This window comes from Hymenobacter humi, from assembly GCF_042665855.1.
In the GTDB taxonomy this organism is placed as follows: Bacteria; Bacteroidota; Bacteroidia; order Cytophagales; family Hymenobacteraceae; genus Hymenobacter; species Hymenobacter humi.
Window position 1 is genome coordinate 2283919 of sequence record NZ_JBHTEK010000001.1, and the last position, 20057, is coordinate 2303975.

The following is a 20057-nucleotide window of genomic DNA, read 5'->3' on the forward strand; positions in this document are numbered from 1 at the left end:
GGGTGGTTGAATCGGTGCAGGAGCTGAAAAAGCTGTTATTAATGAGGAGTGAGTCTTCGAGGAGTGAGTCTTCAATGAAGAATGAGGAGTGAAGAATGAAGAATTCGCGTTCAAATAATTCCTTTTTCCTCACTCCTCATTCTTCATTGAAGACTCATTCTTCCCTGAAGAATCGCCCGTTGTTGTGGTTGGCCGTGGGCCTGGTACTGCTGCTGGCACTGGTGGTGCTGGGCCTGCGTGTGGGCAGCTATGCCACGTCGTACAGCTTCATTCTGAACACATTCTTACACTACGACCCCAGCGACCCGGCTCAACTTGTGCTCGTGCAGCTGCGCCTGCCGCGCATCATTCTGGCGCTGCTGGCCGGCGCCAGCCTAGCCGTGAGCGGCTACCTGCTCCAGACGCTGGTAACCAACCCGCTGGCCGACCCTTACCTGCTGGGTACGGCGTCTGGCGCTTCGCTGGGGGCCATTGCCAGCTACGTGCTGGTGCCGTCGCTCACGGTGGCGGGCGTGTACTTGCCGCCGGTAGCGGCCCTGCTAGGCGCTTTCGGGGCCACGCTGCTGGTGGTGGCCCTGGGCACGCAGAAGGGCCGGATACTGCCGGCGCCGCTGCTGCTGGCCGGCGTAGCAGTAGGCGCCCTGGCCGCAGCCATTGGCAGCCTGCTCACCTTCTTAGCCTCGCCCGAAGGCAGCTTGCGCAGCGTGGTGTTCTGGGCATTTGGCAGCTTCGAGCGGGCGGGCTGGAGCGTGCTGCCGTACCCGGCGGTAGCCTTGGGGCTCAGCCTCTTCGTGCTGGCGTTTTTGCAAAAAGACCTCAACCTAATGCTGCTGGGCGAAGAGCGGGCGGCGGCGCTGGGTTTGCCGGTGGCGCAGCGGCGTTGGCTGCTGGTGCTGCTGGCGGCAGGCCTCACGGGCGGGGTGGTGGCGCTGTGCGGGCCGGTGGGCTTTGTGGGCTTGCTGGTGCCGCACCTCACGCGGGGGCTGCTCGGCACCACGGGGCGCTACAATCTGCTGGGGTGCGCGCTGCTGGGCGGGTGCTTTTGCTGGCCTGCGACCTGCTCGCGCGCCTGCTCTACCCGCCCGCCGGGCTGCCGGTAGGCTTGGTCACGGCCCTGTTTGGGGTACCCTTCTTCGTATATTTGCTGCGGAAAAAGAGTTTCTAGTCTCTCGTTGCTGGTTTCTGGTTGAAAGCTCCGTTGGGGCGTTCCATTTTCAGAACGAGTAACCAGAAACCAGTAACAAGCAACTAGAAACATGATTTACGTTAGCCGTCAGGAACATTTTAACGCCGCCCATAAGCTGCACAACCCCAAGTGGAGCGACGAGCGCAACCGCGAGGTCTTCGGGCCCTGCGCCAACACCAACTGGCACGGCCACAATTACGACCTCATCGTGACCGTGAAGGGCACGCCCGACCCCGAAACCGGCTTTGTAGTGGACCTCAAGGCCCTTTCCGACCTGCTGCGCGTGCACATTACCGAGCAGGTCGACCACAAAAACCTCAACCTCGACGTGCCCTTCATGGCCGGCCAGATGGCCAGCACCGAAAACCTGGTCATTGCGTTCTGGCAGATTCTGGAGCGCGAATTACCGGCCATCACCGATGCCCAATTGCACTGCGTGAAACTCTACGAAACGCCGCGCAACTTCGTAGAGTACTACGGCGGCTAGAAGTTTTAAAATTTGAGGGTTGAATGTTGAGTGGAAGCGGCAGTTTCGTCCGGAAGCAGCAACATCTGAAAACTAACCCCCAATTCAAAACTTAACATTCAACATTCAACACTTCCAAAGTGAAATATTATCTCATTGCCGGCGAACGTTCGGGTGATTTTCACGCTGCCCACCTCATGCGCGAGTTGCGCGGGCAGGACGATGCCGCGCAATTCCGGTTCTGGGGCGGCGACCAGATGCAGGCCGTGGGCGGCGAGCCTGGTGCGCCACTACCAGGACCTGGCCATCATGGGCTTTGTGGAGGCGGCTACCAGCGTGCTCAAGTTCCGCGGGTACCTGAAGCAGTGCCAGGCCGATTTGCTGGCCTTCAAGCCCGACGTCCTGATTCTGGTGGACTACGCGGGCTTCAACCTGCGCATGGCCAAAGTGGCCAAAGACCACGGCATCAAAGTGTTTTACTACATCTCGCCCAAAATCTGGGCCTGGAACCAGGGCCGCGTGGAGAAGGTGAAGGCGCGGGTCGACAAGATGTTTGTCATCCTGCCTTTTGAGGAAGAGTTCTACCAGAAATTCGGGTACAACGTCGATTACACCGGTAACCCCACGGCCGATGCGGTGGCCGAGTTCGAGCCTTCGCCCGACTTTTACGACCGCAACCGCCTCGACCCTAATAAGCCCATTATTGCCGTGCTGCCGGGCTCGCGCAAGCAGGAAATCGAGGAAATGCTGCACGAGATGATTGCCATTTTGCCGGGCTTTCAGGAGTACCAGTTTGTGGTAGCCGGCGTGAGCAACCTGGACCCCAACTACTACCGCCACTTCGAGCGCAACGGCATCAAGTTCCTGTTTGAGCAAACCTTCGACTTATTGAGCCACGCCAAAGCGGCCCTGGTCACCAGCGGCACGGCCACGCTCGAAACGGCCCTGTTTGGCGTGCCCCAGATAGTGTGCTACCGCACCAGCAGCCTGAGCTACGCCATTGGCAAAATGGTCATCAAGGTGCCCTACATTTCCCTGGTGAACCTGATTGCCGGCCGCGCCGTCGTGAAGGAGTTGATACAGAGTGGTTTCAATGCCCGTAATCTGCTCGACGAGCTCCGGCTCATGCTGACCGACACCGACTACATGGCCCGCATCAAAGCCGGCTATTCGGAGCTGCGCGAAAAGCTGGGCCAGCAGCAAGCAGCCAAAAAAACGGCCGAGCTGATGGTGAAGTACTTAAAGGCCGCCCCGGTTCCGTCGAGCTAACAACCACCGCCTCCTGTTGCCCGGCCACTTTGGGCCGTAACACGGCGGATGACCTACAATTCCTGAAACTCTGGTGCCGAGCATCGGAGTTTTCTTTTTAGTGCCCGGGGCAGATGCGCTCACCTTTTTCAGCCGCCAGAATGTTAGCCTCATCAATAGTGTTTTAAGGCTCGGCAAGCCTGCTGCTGCCTGCGGACGCAAATCGGTTTTTGCCTTAGATTTACTATTTACACCTAAAACAGCTCCGGTTAGATGACACAACGGTACCCGCGCCGCCCAGCTTGCTTGTGGTCAGCTTTCCCTTTAGCGGCTAATACTTTTCTTCAGGGCGTTGGGACCCTCCTCGTTCTCGTATTGGGAATGGGGCTACCCGCGAAGGCCCAGAAAGGGCCAGCGCCCCTGTTTTTTCGGGCGGATGGCGAAGCTCGTCGCGTAGCCGCGGCCTCGCGGCTGGCGTCGGCTCTGTTAAAATCGCAGGCCCTTACTCTGGACGTAGCCGGCCTGCGGGCAGCTTTGGCTGCTGCGCCTGCGGAAGGCCAGGCCGGCGCGGCCCCGCTGCTGGTGGCTTTGCCTTTGCCCAACGGTGGGACCGGGCGGTTTGCCGTGCGCGAAACCTCGGTGATGGCTCCGGAGCTGGCGGCCCGGTTTCCCCAGATTAAAACCTACTCCGGCGTGGGCCTCGACGATGCCGCGGCCACCGTTCGGCTCGACCTGAGCCCGCAGGGATTTCATGCCCAAGTGCTTACGGGAGCCGGCAATAGCTTCTATATCGACCCCGTGGCCGCGAACGATGCCCGCCACTACCTGGGCTTCTACCAGCGCGACATGAACCGGCGCGCGACCACGGCGTTGAGCTGCGGGTTCAAACTCACCGGCAGCGCCGCCAAAGGCACTGCGGCCCCACTGGCCGCCCGGGCCAATGCAACGGCCTCGACGCTATCGAGCGGGCCCATGCTGCACGTGTACCGCCTGGCCCTGGCCAATACCCCCGAATATGCCCTCACCAAAGGCAACACCGATGCCGGCGTGATGGCCGCGAAGGTGACCACGGTAAACCGCGTGGTGGGCGTGTACGAGCGGGAACTGACCGTGCGCATGGTGCTGGTGCCCAACAACGACCAGCTCAATTTCCTTAGCGGCACTGGGCCGCAGCCCTCGCCGGCGTATACCAACAATAACGGCGAGGCCATGCTGCCCCAAAACCAAGAAAACATCGACCGCGTCATCGCCCCGTCCAACTACGACATTGGCCACGTGGTGAGCACCGGCGGGGGCGGCGTGGCTTCCCTCGGCGTGGTGTGCCGCAACGCCTTTAAAGCCTACGGCGTGACGGGCCAGCCCAATCCGGTGGGCGACGCCTTCGACATTGACTTTGTGGCGCACGAAATGGGGCACCAGTTTGGCGGCACCCACACCTTCAACGGCAATGCCGGTAACTGCGCGGGTACCCGTACGCCCGCCACAGCCTGGGAGCCGGGCTCGGGCTCAACCATCATGGCCTACGCGGGCATCTGCGAATCAACCAACGATTTGCAGCCTAATTCAGACCCGATATTCCACACAGGCAGCTACGAGCAGATTCGCGCTTTTGTAGATGCCACCACCTGCGGCACCTCGCTGGCCACCGGCAACACCGCCCCCACGGTAACGGCCCCGGCGGGTGGCAAAACCCTGCCTGTGAGCACGCCTTTCAAGCTGACGGCCACCGCCGCGGATATTGAGAATGACCCGCTTACTTATTTGTGGGAAGAGCTGGATACGGGCTCGAGTTCCTCGCCGGCCACGGCCCAGGTACCGAACGACAACGTGCCGCTGTTCCGCTCATTTCTGCCCAGCACTTCGGGCACCCGGTACTTTCCGCAGCTGACCAACCTGGTGAACAACTCCCTGGTGTTTGGCGAGCGCCTGCCTACGGTTTCGCGCCAGCTCAATTTCCGCTGCACGGTCCGCGACGAGCACAGCGGCCCCGCCGGCCTGGTCGGCGGCATCAATTTCAGCTCGCTGGTGAGTTTGAAGGTGAGCAGCGTCGCCGGGCCCTTCGTGGTAACGGCGCCCAACGCGGCCGTGGCCTGGACCGGTGGCGCGGCCCAAACCATCACCTGGGACGTGGCCAACACCACTGCCCCGCCAGTAAGCTGCGCCGTAGTGAACCTGCGCCTAAGCCTGGACGGTGGCCTGACTTACCCCATCGTGCTGGCCCAGAACGAGTCGAACGACGGCTCTGCCGTGGTGGCCGCGCCCAACCTGACTACCTCCCAGGCCCGCTTGATGGTGGAAGCGGCCGACAACTACTTCTTCGACATTTCGAACACGGATTTCAGCATTGCGGCGGTAGCGGGGCCCACCATCAGCAGCTTCTCGCCAGCAGGTGGATTGCCCGGCGCTGTTGTAATTATCAACGGCTCCAACTTGACGGGAGCCACGGCCGTGAGCTTCAACGGCACGCTCGCCGCCAGCTTCACTGTGAACTCGGCTACTCAGATTACGGCCACCGTAGCGCCCGGCACGAGCACGGGGCTCATCTCGGTGAGCACGCCCGCCGGCACGGGCACTTCGGCCACGCCGTTTGTCATTGGCAATCCGCCAACCATTTCCGGCTTTACCCCTAATACGGAGGCAGTAGGAGGCACCGTGGTGCTCACCGGGACCAACTTTACGGGGCTAGCGCGGTGCAGTTTAACGGAACTTATGCGCCGATTTTCACCGTGAATTCGGCCACGCAAATCACCGTGACGGTGCCGCCCGGGGCTATTACCGGCTCAATTACGGTGACCACGCCCACCGGCACGGGCGTTTCGGCCAGCAGCTTCACGGTGATTCCGGCGCCAGTTATTGCCTCGTTTAGCCCAACGCGCGGCCCAGTGGGTACGGTGGTGGTGCTTACGGGTAACAACTTTACCGGCGCCACGCAGGTCACGTTCAACGGTACCGTCGCGCCCGGCTTCACCGTGAATTCACCCACCCAGATTACGGTGACCGTGCCGGCTGGCGCTACCACCGGTCCCATCACCGTCACGGCCCCCGGCGGGCCGGGCAGTTCTGCCGTCAATTTCCAGGTGTCGCCCCCAACGACCTGTGCGCCAGTGCTACGCCGCTGGCCTGTGGCCAAACCCTCGGTGGTACCTCGCTGTACGCTACCGCTACCGGTGACCCTGCCGGCACCTGCAATGGCAACGAGACCATCGACGCGGGCGGGGTATTCTACAGCATCGTGGGCACCGGCGGCAGCATTACGCTTTCGACCTGCAGCGCTACTACCACCTTCGATAGCAAGCTGTTTGTGTTCACGGGCAGCTGCGGCAACTACACCTGCGTGGACGGCAACGACGACGACGCAAGCTGCGGCTCCAACGGCACTGCCTCCGCCGTTACCTTCAATTCGATAGCCGGCGCCAGCTACCTGGTGTTCGTGACGGGCTACCAGGACGAAAGCGGCCCTTTCACCATCAGTGCTACCTGCGCCCCGCCGGCTCCGGTTTTAGCGGCGCTGAGTCCGGCCAGCGGGCCCGTAGGAACGGTGGTAACGCTTACGGGGACGGACTTCACCGGCGCTACCAGCCTGACCCTGAATGGCGTGTCCATCAGTGGCTACACCGTAGTGAATGCCGGCACGCTCACGTTCAGCGTGCCCGCCGGAGCCAGCACCGGCAATATCGTGGTAACGACTCCCGGCGGCAGCAGCAACCCGCAGGCCTTCACCGTCACCACCGTCACGGCCGCGACCAACGCCGCCAGGAGCGAGTTCAGCGTGTGGCCCAACCCGGTGGCCGGCAAGGGCACGCTGCACATAAAACTGGCCCTGCCCGCCGCCAAAGCCAGCCTGACCCTGCGCACGGTGCTGGGCCAGCCTGGTGAGCACGCGCGCCTTCAGCGGCAATGCCACGGAGTTGACCACGGCGGGGCTGGCAGCCGGCACCTACCTGCTCACCGTGCAGGTGGAAGGCCGCGGCCCGAGCATCCGGCGCGTGGTGGTAGAGTAAAGTTGAGCTAAAACCAGCAAGGGGCTGAAAGAAGAAGGCCCGCCAATCGGCGGGCCTTCTTCTTTAACAACAGATAAGCTGCAGAAATATAATAGATTAAGCAGCGCGCATGTGGCGCAGCGTCGATTTCTCAAACTTGCTGCGGCAGTAGCTCAGGTTGATGACCAGCGCGTCGGCGCCTTCTTCGGAAGGCATCTCGAACATGGCGTCGGTCATGATGCTCTCGCAGATGGAGCGCAGGCCGCGGGCCCCGAGGCGGTACTCGTCGGCTTTCTCCACGATGTACTCGAGGGCGTCTTCGGTAAAGCTCAACTCAATGTTCTCCATGCCGAACAGGCGCTTGTACTGACGCACGAGCGAGTTTTGGGCTCGGTCAGAATCATGCGTAGCGTGGTGCGGTCCAGCGGGTTGAGGTGGGTGAGCACCGGCAGGCGGCCGATGAGCTCGGGGATGAGGCCGAACGACTTGATGTCCTGGGCCGATACGTAGCGCAGGAAGTTCTCGGTGTCGACCTGGTCGTCGAGGTTGGTCTTAGCAAAGCCCATGGGCTTGGTGTTCAGGCGGCTCTTGATGATGCGGTCGAGGCCGGAGAAGGCGCCGCCGCAGATGAAGAGGATGTTCTCGGTGTTCACCGAAATCATCTTTTGCTCGGGGTGCTTGCGGCCACCCTGCGGTGGCACGTTGATGGCGGTGCCTTCCAGCAGCTTCAGCAAGGCCTGCTGCACGCCCTCGCCGCTCACGTCGCGCGTGATGCTGGGGTTGTCGCTCTTGCGGGCAATTTTGTCGATTTCGTCGATGTACACGATGCCGCGCTCGGCGGCTTCGAGGTTATAATCAGCAGCTTGGAGCAGGCGGGTGAGGATGCTTTCCACGTCTTCGCCCACGTAGCCGGCCTCGGTGAGCACGGTAGCATCGGCAATGCAGAAGGGCACCTGCAGAATCTTGGCCAGCATGCGGGCCAGGAAGGTTTTGCCGGTGCCGGTTTCGCCCACCATGATGATGTTCGACTTTTCAATCTGCACCTCGTCGTCCTGCGGCTTCTGCATCAGGCGCTTGTAGTGGTTGTACACGGCCACCGACATCACGCGCTTGGCCTCGTCCTGGCCCACCACGTACTGGTCGAGGTGGTCCTTGATGGCCTTGGGCTTGATGAGGTTGAACTTGGGCTGCTTGCTGGCGTCCTGCGCTTTAGCTTCTTCGTTGAGGATGTGCTGGGCCTGGCCCACGCATTTTTCGCAGATGTGAGCGTTGATGCCCGAAATCATAACAGCGACTTCGCGCTTGCTCTTATTGCAAAAGGAACAGGATATTTCAGCCACGGAAAGAGGGATAGAATAGTAAGGTGGGAAGGCTCGTTTTTGAACAAGCGGGCTCAAAGGTACAACACCGCCAACGCCTGCCGCGTGAAAAATGGTGCCATTCTTAAAAGCTTGGATAAGCTATTTCCTGGATGTTGAGCCATTTAAAACAAGCCAACTGTCAAATGCTCAGGAGTTGGAAATCCTTGGCGGCCGGCTGCGGCAGTTTGCAATGCGCACGCTATTAAGACACTGCCAAGGGCTTAAGGGTTGCTACGCCTACCGTATCACTAGAAAACGGCCCGCTTGGCAAGGGCAAAACCAGGTTTAGCAACTAGTGTTTTTTCCGGCTCACCGAATTGGTGCCAAGACATTCACGCCAACAGGCTGTCCGGTTCTCAGAGCCAGAATGTAGCCAACCGGGCCAACGCGGTGCCAGTTCGTCAGGACCCGCAGGGGCTAATCGCCGCGCATTTCTGTGCGGACCCGCTTACTTTGCTTCCCTATGAAAAGTGTATTCAATATTTTAGTAGTGGCCGCCTCAATGGCCGCGTTCCCGTTCCTGAGCGCTCAGGCCCAAACCACGCGCAAGCCGGCGCCTCGGCCCGCTCCAAAAGCCACCAAGTCCGCTCCCAAACCCACTGCCAAACCCGCTCCTGCGCGGCCCCGGCTCAACCCGCGCCTCCGCCCGCACCCGCCGCAGAACCGTCGCTCATCGAAACTGTGATTCCCAATACCTTCACCGGCGGCCCCTTTGAGGTGGGCACCCGGGCGCTGAATCTGGGCTTTGGAGTAGGCAGCCGCTACAGCTACGGCACCAAGCTTCTGCCTGGCACCTCGTCGGTGTCGCCGGCCATCAGCCTATCCTACGAACAGGGCTTGCTGGCCGCGGGGCCGGGCGTGGTGTCGGCGGGCGTCTTGGCTGGCTTTCGCCGGGCGAGCTACACCGTAAATGGCGGCGGCAAGTGGAAATACGCCGACGTCATCATGACCGTGCGCGGCGTGTTTCACTACCCCATCCCGGCCTTGCCCGAGCTGGATACTTACGCAGGAGTTGGGCTGGGCGTCCGCCACAACAGCGCCTCCTACGAGGGCAGCACTGCTTCGCCCGATGAAGGAAACAAGACGGAGCTCGCCACGGGCATATTTGTAGGCGCGCGTTACTTCCTGCTCCAGAATTTCGGCGCATTCGCCGAATTGGGCTACGACCAGAGCTACCTCAAAATAGGCCTCTCAGCTAAGTTTTAGCTCAATCTAATTTACCGAACGCGTTTATAAAGTCGGCTACTTCAAAAGAGACGTCATGCCGAGCGCAGCCGAGGCATCTCGCTCGCGCCGCCTGTCATGCTGAGCCTGCGAAGCATCTTCTCACCGTCGAACGAATCGTTGAGGCGTGATAAGGTCCTTCGCTCTGCTCAGGATGACAGACGATTGGATTACTACCACACGCGAGATGCCTTGGCTGCGCTCAGCATGACGGACTTACAACTTACTGAACAGCTTCAACAACAAAAAAGCCCCTGCCAAAACAGCAGGGGCTTTTTTATATAACGATTCAGAAGAATCCTACTAACTCGTAATTAGTCTTTCTTCTTCTCCAGCACCTCGTCAATCAGGCCGTATTCTTTGGCCTCGTCGGCACGCATCCAGTAGTCGCGGTCCGAGTTGTCGTGGATTTCCTGGTAGGTCTTGCCGGTGTGTTGGGCCAAAATGTCATACAGCTCTTTCTTGAGCTTCAGGATTTCGCGGGCCGTGATTTCAATGTCCGACGACTGACCCTGTGCGCCACCCGAGGGCTGGTGAATCATCACGCGGGCGTGGGGGAGGGCCGAACGTTTGTTGGCGGCACCACCGGCCAGCAGAACAGCACCCATCGAAGCGGCGAGGCCCGTGCAAATCGTGGCCACGTCGGGGTTCACGTACTGCATGGTGTCGTAGATGCCCAGGCCGGCATACACCGAGCCACCGGGCGAGTTGATATAAAGCAGAATGTCTTTTTTGGCATCGGCCGACTCCAGAAACAGCATCTGGGCCGTCAGGATGTTGGCTACATAATCATCTACGGCCGTGCCCAAGAACACAATCCGGTCCATGATAAGGCGCGAAAACACGTCGATTTCGGCAAAGCGCGTCGGGCGCTCTTCAATTACCGAGCGGGTCATGCCCGTGGGCAGGATAAGGCCACCGCGCGTCTGGCCTTCTACGTGTTGGATATACTGGTCTACACCCAGTCCGCTGAGGCCCTGGTGCTTAACGGCAAACTTGCGAAACTCTTGTTTATTCAGCATTTGTGAGGAATGTAGCGCCGCTTGCGCCTGCGCAGTGAGGTATGAAAGACGAACGAAGTAAAGGAATGTTGCCGGAAAGCCAACAAAAAAGCCCTTACGATGTCGTAAGGGCTTTTTGAAAAAGGGAAACTGCGGGGCTAAGCTTAGCTGTGCAGGGTCCGGAATTCTTCGGCCGTTACGGGCTTGTCCGTAACAACAACTTTGCCGCGGAGGTTTTCGAGCACTTTCTCTGCCAGAATGGCCTCGTACTCGCTCACGTAATTCTTGCCGTTGTCCTGCTTCAGGAAGCTGTCGGCGTACTGGCGCATCGACTCGCGCATTTCGTCGGGCATGTTGGGCATGTTGAACTGGCCCATGATTTTGTCGAGGGTGCGGTTCACGATTTCGTCGTTGCTCACCTTCAGGCCGGCGTCTTCCACCACCTTGTTGCGAATCATGCTCCACTTCAGCTCCTTCTCGTAGTCGCTGTAGTGCTCTTCTACCTTTTCGGGCGTCAGTTTGCCTTCGTTGGCACGCACCAGCCACTTCTTGAAGAACTCCGTGGGCACCTTGATGTCCACGGTGTTCACGAGCTGCTCCACGATGCTGTTGTTCAGCGCGCCGTCGCTCTCGCGGTCGTAGTTCGACTGGATGGTCTCGCGCACCTTGGCGTCGAACTCTTCCTGGCTCGAAACGGCCTCGGGGCCGAATACTTTGTCGAACAGCTCCTGGTTGAACTCGGGAGCCGCCGTGCGGTTCACTTTCTCTACGTTCAGCACGTAGTCGCCGGTGGCGGCCGCAGCCTCTTCCTTGCTCAAGCCCGAGAAATTCGAAATCGAAGCCGCGTCGTTGCCGAAAGCCGCCTGCAGGTCAAACGTGATAACGTCGCCAGCCTTCTTGCCGATGAACTGCGATGCGTCGCCGGTCACCTTGTTCAGGGGCAGCAGCACCGTGCGGCCTTCGCCTTCCTCGTCGGCCTTCTTCAGCTTGCCGAACAGGTAGTCGCCTGCCTCCGAAACCTCGGGGTTGGTGGTCTCACCGTACTGACGGGCAATCTGCTCGTTGGTCTGGCTCAGGGTGTCTTCGTCGATGGTTACCTGGTGGCGCTCCACTTGCAGGGCACCTTCGGCGGGCGGCTCGAAGTCGGGCAGCAGGCCCAGGCTCAAACTGGAAATCGAAGTCCTTGTCGGTGTCGAAGTCCACGTTGCTCTGCACCGGCAGGGGCTCGCCGAGCAGCTTGATGTTGTTCTCCTTAATATAGGAGTCCACCGCTTTGCCCAGCATTTTGTTGATTTCCTCGGCCAGAATGCCTTTGCCGTACATCTTGCGCACCATGCCTACGGGCACCATGCCGGGGCGGAAGCCCTTCACCTGGGCACGCTTGGTGTACTCTTTGATTTGCTTGTCAACCGTAGGCGCGTAGTCGGCTTCGGTCAGGTGCACGGTCAGCAGCCCGGTCAGCTGCTCGTCGTTCTTGTCGAGGGTAATGTTCAAAACAGGGGAGCCGGCTTCCGCTGGCCAGGTTGAAAAGTTGAAAAAAAGCCTCCAGCCTATACGACTGAAGGCCTACATCAAATAAAGTGCGGATAGAGGGACTCGAACCCACACGCCTTGCGGCACCAGATCCTAAGTCTGGCACGTCTACCAATTTCGCCATATCCGCATATGAGCATCGCCCAGCCAATTGCTACGGGCCCGCAAAGGTACTCGCTAAAACGATTGTACGCAAAGCCCAAGCGTAAGTAGTCGGAGTAGGGATTTTCGGGCCACCTTTTCCTCTTCTGCTTTGTTACTTTACCTATTATGCCTCCCGTTATCTCTCCCGAAGCTGAGCGCCAGGAAATCCTGCGCCATTACCGCCGCCTTCTGCGCACTGCCAAGCCCTACCTGAAGGAGGGCGATACTAAGCTCATCAAAAAGGCATTCAATCAGAGCCTTGAGGCGCACAAGGAGATGCGCCGCAAGTCGGGCGAGCCGTACATTCTGCACCCGCTGGCCGTGGCCCAGATTGCGGTGGAGGAAATTGGGCTGGGCACCACCAGCATTGTGGCCGCCCTGCTGCACGACGTGGTGGAGGACACGCCCACCGAAATTTCGGACATCGAGCGCGAGTTCGGCCCCAAGGTGGCGCGCATTATTGACGGCCTCACGAAAATTTCCGGCGTATTCGAGTACGGCACCAGCGAGCAGGCCGAGAACTTCCGCAAAATGCTGCTCACGCTGAGCGAAGACGTGCGCGTCATCCTCATCAAAATCGCCGACCGCCTGCACAACATGCGGACACTCGACTCGATGCCGCGGCACAAGCAGGCTCAAGATTGCCTCGGAGACGCTGTACCTGTACGCGCCGCTGGCCCACCGCCTCGGCCTCTATACTATAAAGAGTGAGCTCGAGGATTTGTACCTCAAGTTTACCGACACCGAGACCTACAACGACCTCAAGGCGAAAGTCCGCCAGAGCCAAAGCGCGCGCAACCGCTTCATCAAGGAGTTTGTACAGCCCATCGATGATGAGCTGAAGGCCCAGGGCTTCGAATACGAAATCAAAGGGCGGCCCAAGAGCATCTACTCCATCTTGAAGAAGATGAAAAAGCAGAACATCACCTTCGACGAGGTGTATGACCTGTTTGCCATCCGCGTAATTCTGGACGTGCCGCCGGAGCAGGAGAAAGCTGCCTGCTGGCAGGTGTACTCCATTGTCACGGACTTCTACCAGCCCAACCCCGACCGCCTGCGCGACTGGGTATCCACACCAAAAGCCAACGGCTACGAAAGCCTGCACACCACCGTGATGTCTCGCTCGGGCCAATGGGTGGAAGTGCAAATTCGCTCGCGACGCATGGACGACATTGCCGAGAAAGGCTATGCCGCGCACTGGAAATACAAGGACACCGGCAGCATCCAGCCCGAAAGCTCGCTGGAAGGCTGGGTAAACAAGGTGCGCGAGATGCTGGAATCCAACAATTCCAGTGCCTTGGAATTCATGGACGAGTTCCGCCAGAACCTGTTCGTAAAGGAGGTTTACGCCTTCACCCCCAAAGGCAAGCTCGTAATTCTGCCCGACAAGGCCACTGCGCTGGACTTTGCCTTCGAGATTCACTCACAAATTGGGCTGCACTGCCTCGGCGCCAAAGTCAACCAGAAGCTGGAGCCCCTGAGCTACCAGCTCCACAACGGCGACCAGGTCGAAATCCTGACCTCGCACAAGCAGCGGCCCACCACCGAGTGGCTCAACTACGTCATCACGACCAAGGCCCGGTCCAGAATCAAGGACTTTCTGCGCGACGACCGCCGGGCCAAAGCCGAAGACGGCCGCCAGCCTGCTCGAAAAGCGGCTTGAGCTGATTGGTGTGCCTTTCACGCAGGAGAATTTTAACCGGCTGCTGGCGTACTTTAATGTGCCTACGGCTCAGGAATTCTACTACCGCCTCGCGGTGGGGCAGGTCGACGGCCGTACCATTCGGGAGTCGTTGTTCAATGCCGACAAGCCCGTGGCCAGCGTGGCCTCGGTCCTTGAGCCCAAGTCCTTCGACCACGAGGTGCAGAAAATTCGCGGCGTTCGGCCCGATATGCTCGTGGTGGGGGAGCACACCGACAAGTTCAACTATAGCATTGCGCGCTGCTGCAATCCCATTCCCGGCGACGACGTGTTCGGCTTCGAGACCGATAGCGGCATTATCATCCACCGCACCAACTGCCCGCGCGCCGTGGATTTGATGTCGAACTACGGCAATCGCATCGTGCGCGCCAAGTGGACGGAGCAGCTTGAACTGGCCTTCCTGGCTGGCATCCGCATCAAAGGCACCGACCGGGTGGGCCTTGTCAACGACGTGACCCGCATCATCAGCACCAGCCTCAAGGTGAACATGCGGGCCATTACTGTGGATAGCAACGACGGTATTTTTGAAGGCGAGATTATGGTCTTTGTAAACGACACGGACCACTTGAATAAGCTCATCCATCGCCTGAGCAAGGTACACGGCGTGTTGCAGGTAGAGCGGTTTGATTCGTTGAAGTGAAAATAGCGGCCCCCATCATCTGCCACGGCACCGGGGTAAACGAGCGCACGCAATGCGCCCACTACCACTCCGTGCGCGACATCATCGCCATCCAGTTCAAGTGCTGCGAGGCCTTCTACGCCTGCATTCAGTGCCACGAAGAAATGGCCGACCATCCACCCGTGGTTTGGCCCAAGACTGAATTTTCAGCCCAGGCCATCTACTGCGGCAATTGCAAAAGCACCTTGAGCATCACCGAGTACCTGGGATGCGCCAACACTTGCCCAACGTGCCAGGCCGCCTTAAACCCAGGCTGTGCCAATCATTACCATCTTTATTTCGAACGGTAAAACCGAAAGCAGGCGTTGGCGCTTAGCTAGCCTGAGTTTCTACCTTTGCCAAACTATACCTTATATATAACGTGAATTCCCCTCAAGCCACCCGCAAGGCGCCCCAGCCACCCGCCGACCCCGCCAATGCGGCAGGGCAGGAGGTAGGCGGCTCTTCCGAAACGGGTTACGCGGCCAAGCATACGCCCAGCGCTGCCTCCCAGGCCACCCTCAATACCGACAAGTTGGAGGAGGTGCGCAAGCTCTTTACCGCCCACCTCGAGAACAAAGGCCTGCGCAAAACCGGCGAGCGGTACGCCATTCTCGAAGAAATCTACGCCCGCTCCGGCCACTTCGACGTGGAGGAACTCTACGCCGGCATGAAGGAGCGGGGCCTGCAAGTGAGCCGCGCCACGGTGTACAACACGCTCGACCTGTTGGTGGAGCAGGGCCTCGTGAGCAAGCACCAGTTCGGGCGCAACCTGGCTCAATATGAGAAGAGCTACGGCTACCGCCAGCACGACCACGTCATTTGCACCGAATGCCATAAAGTGGTGGAATTCTGCGACCCCCGCATTCACGGCATCCAGACTATGGTCGGGGAGCTTCTGAACTTCCATATCTTGCACCATTCTTTAAATCTTTACGGCATTTGCGGCGACTGCCGTGCCCAGGCTGCCGCCCGCTCATCCGTTTCTCCCGCATGACCATTACCAGCTCCGTTCAAAACGGCATCCTGTTTATTCGACTTGCCGGCGACCTCATCGGCAGCCCCGACACCGACCAGCTTCTCAAGTCCGTCAACGACCACCTGGGCGAAACACTGAATTTTTGCGCCGTCGACTTGTCCGAAGTCCGCTACATCAACAGCACCGGCATCGGCGTCCTCGTCTCGCTCCTTACCAAATTCCGGAGTCGGGGCGGCGAAATGGTCCTCATCAACCCCGCCGACCACCCCAAGAAAATGCTGGCGCTAACCAAGCTTACCAATATTTTCGCCGTCACCACCGACGAAGCGGCCGCCCGCCAACAGCTAATCCCAGCCGTCCAATAGGGCGGCTGTTTTTTTGCCATTTGCCATCCGAAAGCTTGCCACGGACCCAATAGCAGCTTTTTACTTTATATAATAAATTCTCTGAGCAGGCCCGGAGGCATCAAGTCCTCCCATGTTCAGTCTGACACAAACCCATTTCCAATGCCAGTAGACGTATTAGTAGGCCTCCAGTGGGGCGATGAAGGCAAAGGCAAAATCGTAGACGTACTCGCGCCCACCTACGATGCCGTAGCACGCTTCCAGGGCGGCCCCAACGCCGGCCACACCCTCACCTTCGACGGCATCAAGCACGTGCTGCACCAGGTGCCCAGCGGCATCTTCCACCCGCACATCCTCAATATCGTAGGTAACGGCGTCGTGCTTGACCCCATCGTCTTCCGCGCCGAGCTCCAAAAGCTCACCGATAGGGGAGTGGATTGGGCTAAAAACCTCTATATCTCCAAGAAGGCCCAGCTCATCCTGCCCTCGCACCGCACCCTCGACCGCATCAACGAGGAAGCCCGCGGCGGCTCCAAAATCGGCAGCACACTCAAAGGCATCGGCCCCACATACTCCGACAAAATCGGCCGCGTCGGCCTCCGTGTCGGCCACATCTTGCTGCCCGATTTCGAGGCCCGTTATAAGGAAGCCGTTGCCCAGCATGCCTCCCTGGCTTCTCACTATAATAAGGAGTTGGAAATCGAAGAGCTCGAAGCCGACTTTTTCTCGGCTGTCGACTTTCTTCGCACCCTCCAACTCATCGACACCGAATACCTCCTCAACGACCTGCTCACGCAAGGCAAGCGCATCCTCGCCGAAGGAGCCCAAGGCTCCTTGTTAGATATTGACTTTGGCTCTTATCCCTACGTCACGTCTTCGAGCACCATCGCCGCTGGCGCCTGCACCGGCCTCGGCATCGCGCCCCGCCACATCGATAAGGTATACGGCATCACCAAAGCCTACTGCACCCGTGTCGGGAGCGGCCCGTTCCCCACGGAGCTTCATGATGAAGTTGGAGAGCAGATTCGCCAGGCAGGCCGCGAGTTCGGTTCCACCACCGGCCGCCCCCGCCGCACCGGCTGGATAGACCTGCCCGCCCTCCGCTACGCCATCATGCTCAACGGCGTCACCGAGCTGCACCTCATGAAAGCCGACGTGCTCGACGCCTTCACCGAAATCCAGGCCTGCACCCATTACCGCACCGCCACCGGCGAAAGCACCCCGCAGCTGCCCGACCCGGGTGAGCTCACCACCATCACTCCCGAGTACCGCACCCTCCCGGGCTGGAATAGCGACCTCACTATCATAACCGACGCTGCCAAGCTTCCTGCCAACCTGAAAGCCTACCTGGATTTCCTGGAGCAGGAACTGCAAGTGCCCATCAGCATTGTCAGCGTAGGCCCCGATAGAGTAAGCACCCTCCACCGCTAATTCTTGTGGAAGACCACCGCAAATCGGTGGTACCGCGATGCGCTAGGAAAAAAGCGCCGTAAGCTGGACCTGATAGGGGCCGCTTACGGCGCTTTTGTCCTTACTCATGGCAAGCCTATAATGCTTCGCTTGTCAGTTGAATAAGCAAATAGGGGATAAATGAGGCCTTGAAGGCAATGTGAAAACGGCTAAGTCTTAGCTCAACTGTGGCACTTTAGGTGTCGAATAGTAGGCTTTATACTCTGGCTGGTTTAGCTCAACAGCGATTCCACAACATGCTCTATTATGACGAGGAGAAATTTTTCATCGCATCAATCAGACACTTAGAACCAGTTTGCGAGTATTTCGTAGAAGCACCCTTGCTGCTCCAAAAACTCCTCCTACCTTTGCAGTCCCAAAACGTCAAACGGACTACGGGGCGCCACGAAACGAAGGTGTTCAGCGAAATTTTGAAAGTGTCGGAACTCCTGCAGACAATAGAATTGTCTATCATCTGCGGCGCTTAAAAAGCCTCGAAAGAATTTATTTTTCGAACCGCTTGCAAAGCCGAAAAGAGCTACCGTACCTTTGCAACCCGCTTCGATAGGAAACGGAAAAAGTTGAAAAGATAGAAGAAAAGCCAATAAAAAACTTTTCTAATTAAAACTTGCCAACTAGAAAAGTCCTCGTACCTTTGCACTCCCAAATCGAATAGGGCGCTGCACTAGCAACGAAAAGGAGTTGAAACAAACTCCACACTGTTACTTCAAATGGAAGTAACACACGTTCTTTGAATGACGGAAACAGACAAAATAGTAAGTGTTCCACTTGCTGCTCTTTCTTCGGAAAGAACACAGTGAAACAAACCAAGCGAAACGAATTAGACGATAACGTCAAATATGTGAGCAAGGTCAGCACTCGACATCAGCCTATTTTCGAATAGGTGTAGAACATTTTACAATGGAGAGTTTGATCTTGGCTCAGGATGAACGCTAGCGGCAGGCCTAATACATGCAAGTCGAACGGTGGTAGCAATACCATAGTGGCGCACGGGTGCGTAACGCGTAACCAACCTACCCAGTTCTGGGGGATAGCCCGCCGAAAGGCGGATTAATACCGCATAAGACCATAGTATGGCATCATACAGTGGTTAAAGATTTATTGGAATTGGATGGGGTTGCGTGCCATTAGCTAGTTGGGGGGTAACGGCCCACCAAGGCGACGATGGCTAGGGGAGCTGAGAGGCTGGTCCCCCACACGGGCACTGAGATACGGGCCCGACTCCTACGGGAGGCAGCAGTAGGGAATATTGGGCAATGGGCGAGAGCCTGACCCAGCCATGCCGCGTGCAGGATGAAGGCTTTCTGAGTCGTAAACTGCTTTTGCCAGGGAAGAATAAGACTCATGCGTGGGTCGACGACGGTACCTGGTGAATAAGCACCGGCTAACTCCGTGCCAGCAGCCGCGGTAATACGGAGGGTGCAAGCGTTGTCCGGATTTATTGGGTTTAAAGGGTGCGTAGGCGGCCGTTTAAGTCCGGGGTGAAAGCCCACTGCTCAACAGTGGAACTGCCCTGGAAACTGGACGGCTTGAGTACAGACGAGGGTGGCGGAATGGATGGTGTAGCGGTGAAATGCATAGATACCATCCAGAACCCCGATTGCGAAGGCAGCTGCCTAGACTGTAACTGACGCTGAGGCACGAAAGCGTGGGGAGCGAACAGGATTAGATACCCTGGTAGTCCACGCCGTAAACGATGGATACTCGCTGCCGGCGATACAATGTCGGTGGCTTAGCGAAAGCGTTAAGTATCCCACCTGGGGAGTACGCCCGCAAGGGTGAAACTCAAAAGAATTGACGGGGGCCCGCACAAGTGGTGGAGCATGTGGTTTAATTCGATGATACGCGAGGAACCTTACCTAGGCTAGAATGCGCGTGACCGCCCCAGAGATGGGGCTTTCCTTCGGGACACAAAGCAAGGTGCTGCATGGCCGTCGTCAGCTCGTGCCGTGAGGTGTTGGGTTAAGTCCCGCAACGAGCGCAACCCCTATGTTTAGTTGCCAGCGCGTAATGGCGGGGACTCTAGACAGACTGCCTGCGCAAGCAGTGAGGAAGGCGGGGACGACGTCAGGTCATCATGGCCCTTACGCCTAGGGCTACACACGTGCTACAATGGACGGTACAGCGGGTTGCCAACCAGCGATGGTGCGCCAATCCCGAAAAGCCGTTCTCAGTTCGGATCGGAGTCTGCAACTCGACTCCGTGAAGCTGGAATCACTAGTAATCGCGTATCAGCAATGACGCGGTGAATACGTTCCCGGGCCTTGTACACACCGCCCGTCAAGCCATGGAAGTTTGGTAGACCTGAAGCCGGTGCTCGTCACAGAAGCCGGTTAGGGTAGAACAGGTAACTAGGGCTAAGTCGTAACAAGGTAGCCGTACCGGAAGGTGCGGCTGGATCACCTCCTTTCTGGAGCGGCCTTGCTCACGATGTTATCTATATGAGTACTGCTTGGTACTTACTCTTTGTTTGTTTCCTCATTCAAATAATTTTTGAATACGGATTCTACGTTTGCCTTCGGGTATCGTCGAAACCCGGGCTTGTAGCTCAGGTGGTTAGAGCGCTACACTGATAATGTAGAGGTCCGTGGTTCGAGTCCACGCAGGCCCACTGTACCTAGCGGGATTGCTGCTGGCACGAAACACGGGGGATTAGCTCAGCTGGCTAGAGCACCTGCCTTGCACGCAGGGGGTCAACGGTTCGAATCCGTTATTCTCCACCATAATAATTCAAGAAAAACAGCAATTGGCTGCTTTTCAC

14 protein-coding genes, 3 tRNA genes, 1 rRNA gene and 3 pseudogenes are annotated in these 20057 nt (G+C 58.4%); 15 read left to right on the plus strand and 6 right to left on the minus strand.

The window, feature by feature from the left end:
- Nucleotides 1–95 precede the first annotated feature (95 nt).
- The 4 genes and pseudogenes from ACFQT0_RS12795 (at nt 96) to ACFQT0_RS12810 (ending at nt 5630) form a co-directional block, all read left to right on the plus strand.
- Nucleotides 96–1165, plus strand: a pseudogene (locus tag ACFQT0_RS12795) (FecCD family ABC transporter permease).
- Nucleotides 1166–1256: 91 nt separating this feature from the next.
- On the plus strand, nt 1257–1673 hold the full coding sequence (locus ACFQT0_RS12800) for a 6-pyruvoyl trahydropterin synthase family protein (protein ID WP_380203260.1): 417 nt from the start codon (nt 1257–1259) through the stop codon (nt 1671–1673).
- A gap of 261 nt (nt 1674–1934) precedes the next feature.
- Complete coding sequence (gene lpxB / locus ACFQT0_RS12805) at nt 1935–2921, plus strand: lipid-A-disaccharide synthase (RefSeq protein ID WP_380203262.1); 987 nt, start codon at nt 1935–1937, stop codon at nt 2919–2921.
- Nucleotides 2922–3281: 360 nt separating this feature from the next.
- Nucleotides 3282–5630, plus strand: a complete 2349-nt coding sequence (locus ACFQT0_RS12810; RefSeq protein WP_380203264.1) for a reprolysin-like metallopeptidase — start codon at nt 3282–3284, stop codon at nt 5628–5630.
- Here the strand turns inward: ACFQT0_RS12810 and ACFQT0_RS12815 are convergent.
- A complete protein-coding gene (locus ACFQT0_RS12815; protein ID WP_380203266.1) occupies nt 5608–6030 on the minus strand; it encodes a hypothetical protein in 423 nt (140 codons plus the stop codon). The two genes, ACFQT0_RS12810 and ACFQT0_RS12815, sit on opposite strands and share 23 nt — an antisense overlap.
- Nucleotides 6031–6132: 102 nt before the next feature.
- Here ACFQT0_RS12815 and ACFQT0_RS12820 point away from each other — a divergent pair, with 102 nt between their 5' ends.
- On the plus strand, nt 6133–6912 hold the full coding sequence (locus ACFQT0_RS12820; RefSeq protein WP_380203268.1) for an IPT/TIG domain-containing protein: 780 nt from the start codon (nt 6133–6135) through the stop codon (nt 6910–6912).
- Between the two features lie 85 nt (nt 6913–6997).
- Here the strand turns inward: ACFQT0_RS12820 and clpX are convergent.
- Nucleotides 6998–8220: pseudogene (clpX, locus tag ACFQT0_RS12825) on the minus strand (ATP-dependent Clp protease ATP-binding subunit ClpX).
- A 484-nt stretch (nt 8221–8704) separates the two neighbouring features.
- On the opposite strand from clpX, the gene ACFQT0_RS12830 reads away from it, so the two are divergent.
- Both ACFQT0_RS12830 and ACFQT0_RS12835 read left to right on the plus strand, forming a co-directional pair.
- Nucleotides 8705–8926, plus strand: coding sequence for a hypothetical protein (locus tag ACFQT0_RS12830; protein WP_380203270.1), 222 nt, complete (start codon nt 8705–8707; stop codon nt 8924–8926).
- Nucleotides 8923–9447 carry a hypothetical protein gene (locus ACFQT0_RS12835; protein WP_380203272.1) on the plus strand — a complete coding sequence of 175 codons (525 nt, stop codon included), beginning with the start codon at nt 8923–8925 and terminating at the stop codon, nt 9445–9447. The genes ACFQT0_RS12830 and ACFQT0_RS12835 overlap by 4 nt, the downstream gene beginning before the upstream one ends.
- 332 nt (nt 9448–9779) lie before the next feature.
- Here ACFQT0_RS12835 and ACFQT0_RS12840 read toward each other — a convergent pair whose 3' ends face one another.
- From ACFQT0_RS12840 to ACFQT0_RS12855, 4 genes are all read right to left on the minus strand, one after another.
- On the minus strand, nt 9780–10487 hold the full coding sequence (locus tag ACFQT0_RS12840) for a ClpP family protease (RefSeq protein ID WP_262907692.1): 708 nt from the start codon (nt 10485–10487) through the stop codon (nt 9780–9782).
- A 143-nt stretch (nt 10488–10630) separates the two neighbouring features.
- The gene (locus tag ACFQT0_RS12845; protein ID WP_380206010.1) at nt 10631–11578 is read right to left on the minus strand and encodes a trigger factor; all 948 of its coding nucleotides are present in this window, start codon (nt 11576–11578) and stop codon (nt 10631–10633) included.
- Entirely contained in the window at nt 11502–11960 is a 459-nt protein-coding gene (locus ACFQT0_RS12850; protein WP_380203274.1) for a trigger factor, read from the minus strand. The genes ACFQT0_RS12845 and ACFQT0_RS12850 overlap by 77 nt, the downstream gene beginning before the upstream one ends.
- An 87-nt stretch (nt 11961–12047) precedes the next feature.
- Nucleotides 12048–12129: transfer RNA gene (locus ACFQT0_RS12855), tRNA-Leu, on the minus strand.
- A 140-nt stretch (nt 12130–12269) separates the two neighbouring features.
- Here ACFQT0_RS12855 and ACFQT0_RS12860 point away from each other — a divergent pair.
- The 8 genes and pseudogenes from ACFQT0_RS12860 to ACFQT0_RS12895 all read left to right on the plus strand — a co-directional run bounded on the left by ACFQT0_RS12860 (nt 12270) and on the right by ACFQT0_RS12895 (nt 20019).
- Nucleotides 12270–14485, plus strand: a pseudogene (locus tag ACFQT0_RS12860) (RelA/SpoT family protein).
- Nucleotides 14482–14814, plus strand: a complete 333-nt coding sequence (locus ACFQT0_RS12865; protein ID WP_380203276.1) for a CHY zinc finger protein — start codon at nt 14482–14484, stop codon at nt 14812–14814. Before ACFQT0_RS12860 ends, ACFQT0_RS12865 begins: the two are co-directional and overlap by 4 nt.
- Before the next feature lie 224 nt (nt 14815–15038).
- Nucleotides 15039–15500, plus strand: coding sequence for a Fur family transcriptional regulator (locus ACFQT0_RS12870; RefSeq protein WP_068198527.1), 462 nt, complete (start codon nt 15039–15041; stop codon nt 15498–15500).
- Nucleotides 15497–15847, plus strand: a complete 351-nt coding sequence (locus ACFQT0_RS12875; protein ID WP_380203278.1) for an STAS domain-containing protein — start codon at nt 15497–15499, stop codon at nt 15845–15847. The genes ACFQT0_RS12870 and ACFQT0_RS12875 overlap by 4 nt, the downstream gene beginning before the upstream one ends.
- Nucleotides 15848–15988: 141 nt before the next feature.
- Nucleotides 15989–17257 (plus strand): adenylosuccinate synthase, encoded by a 1269-nt coding sequence (locus ACFQT0_RS12880; protein ID WP_380203280.1) that lies wholly within the window; start codon nt 15989–15991, stop codon nt 17255–17257.
- Nucleotides 17258–18193: 936 nt separating this feature from the next.
- Nucleotides 18194–19706, plus strand: a 16S ribosomal RNA gene (locus ACFQT0_RS12885).
- Between the two features lie 127 nt (nt 19707–19833).
- Nucleotides 19834–19907: transfer RNA gene (locus ACFQT0_RS12890), tRNA-Ile, on the plus strand.
- Nucleotides 19908–19942: 35 nt separating this feature from the next.
- Nucleotides 19943–20019: transfer RNA gene (locus ACFQT0_RS12895), tRNA-Ala, on the plus strand.
- Nucleotides 20020–20057 lie beyond the last annotated feature (38 nt).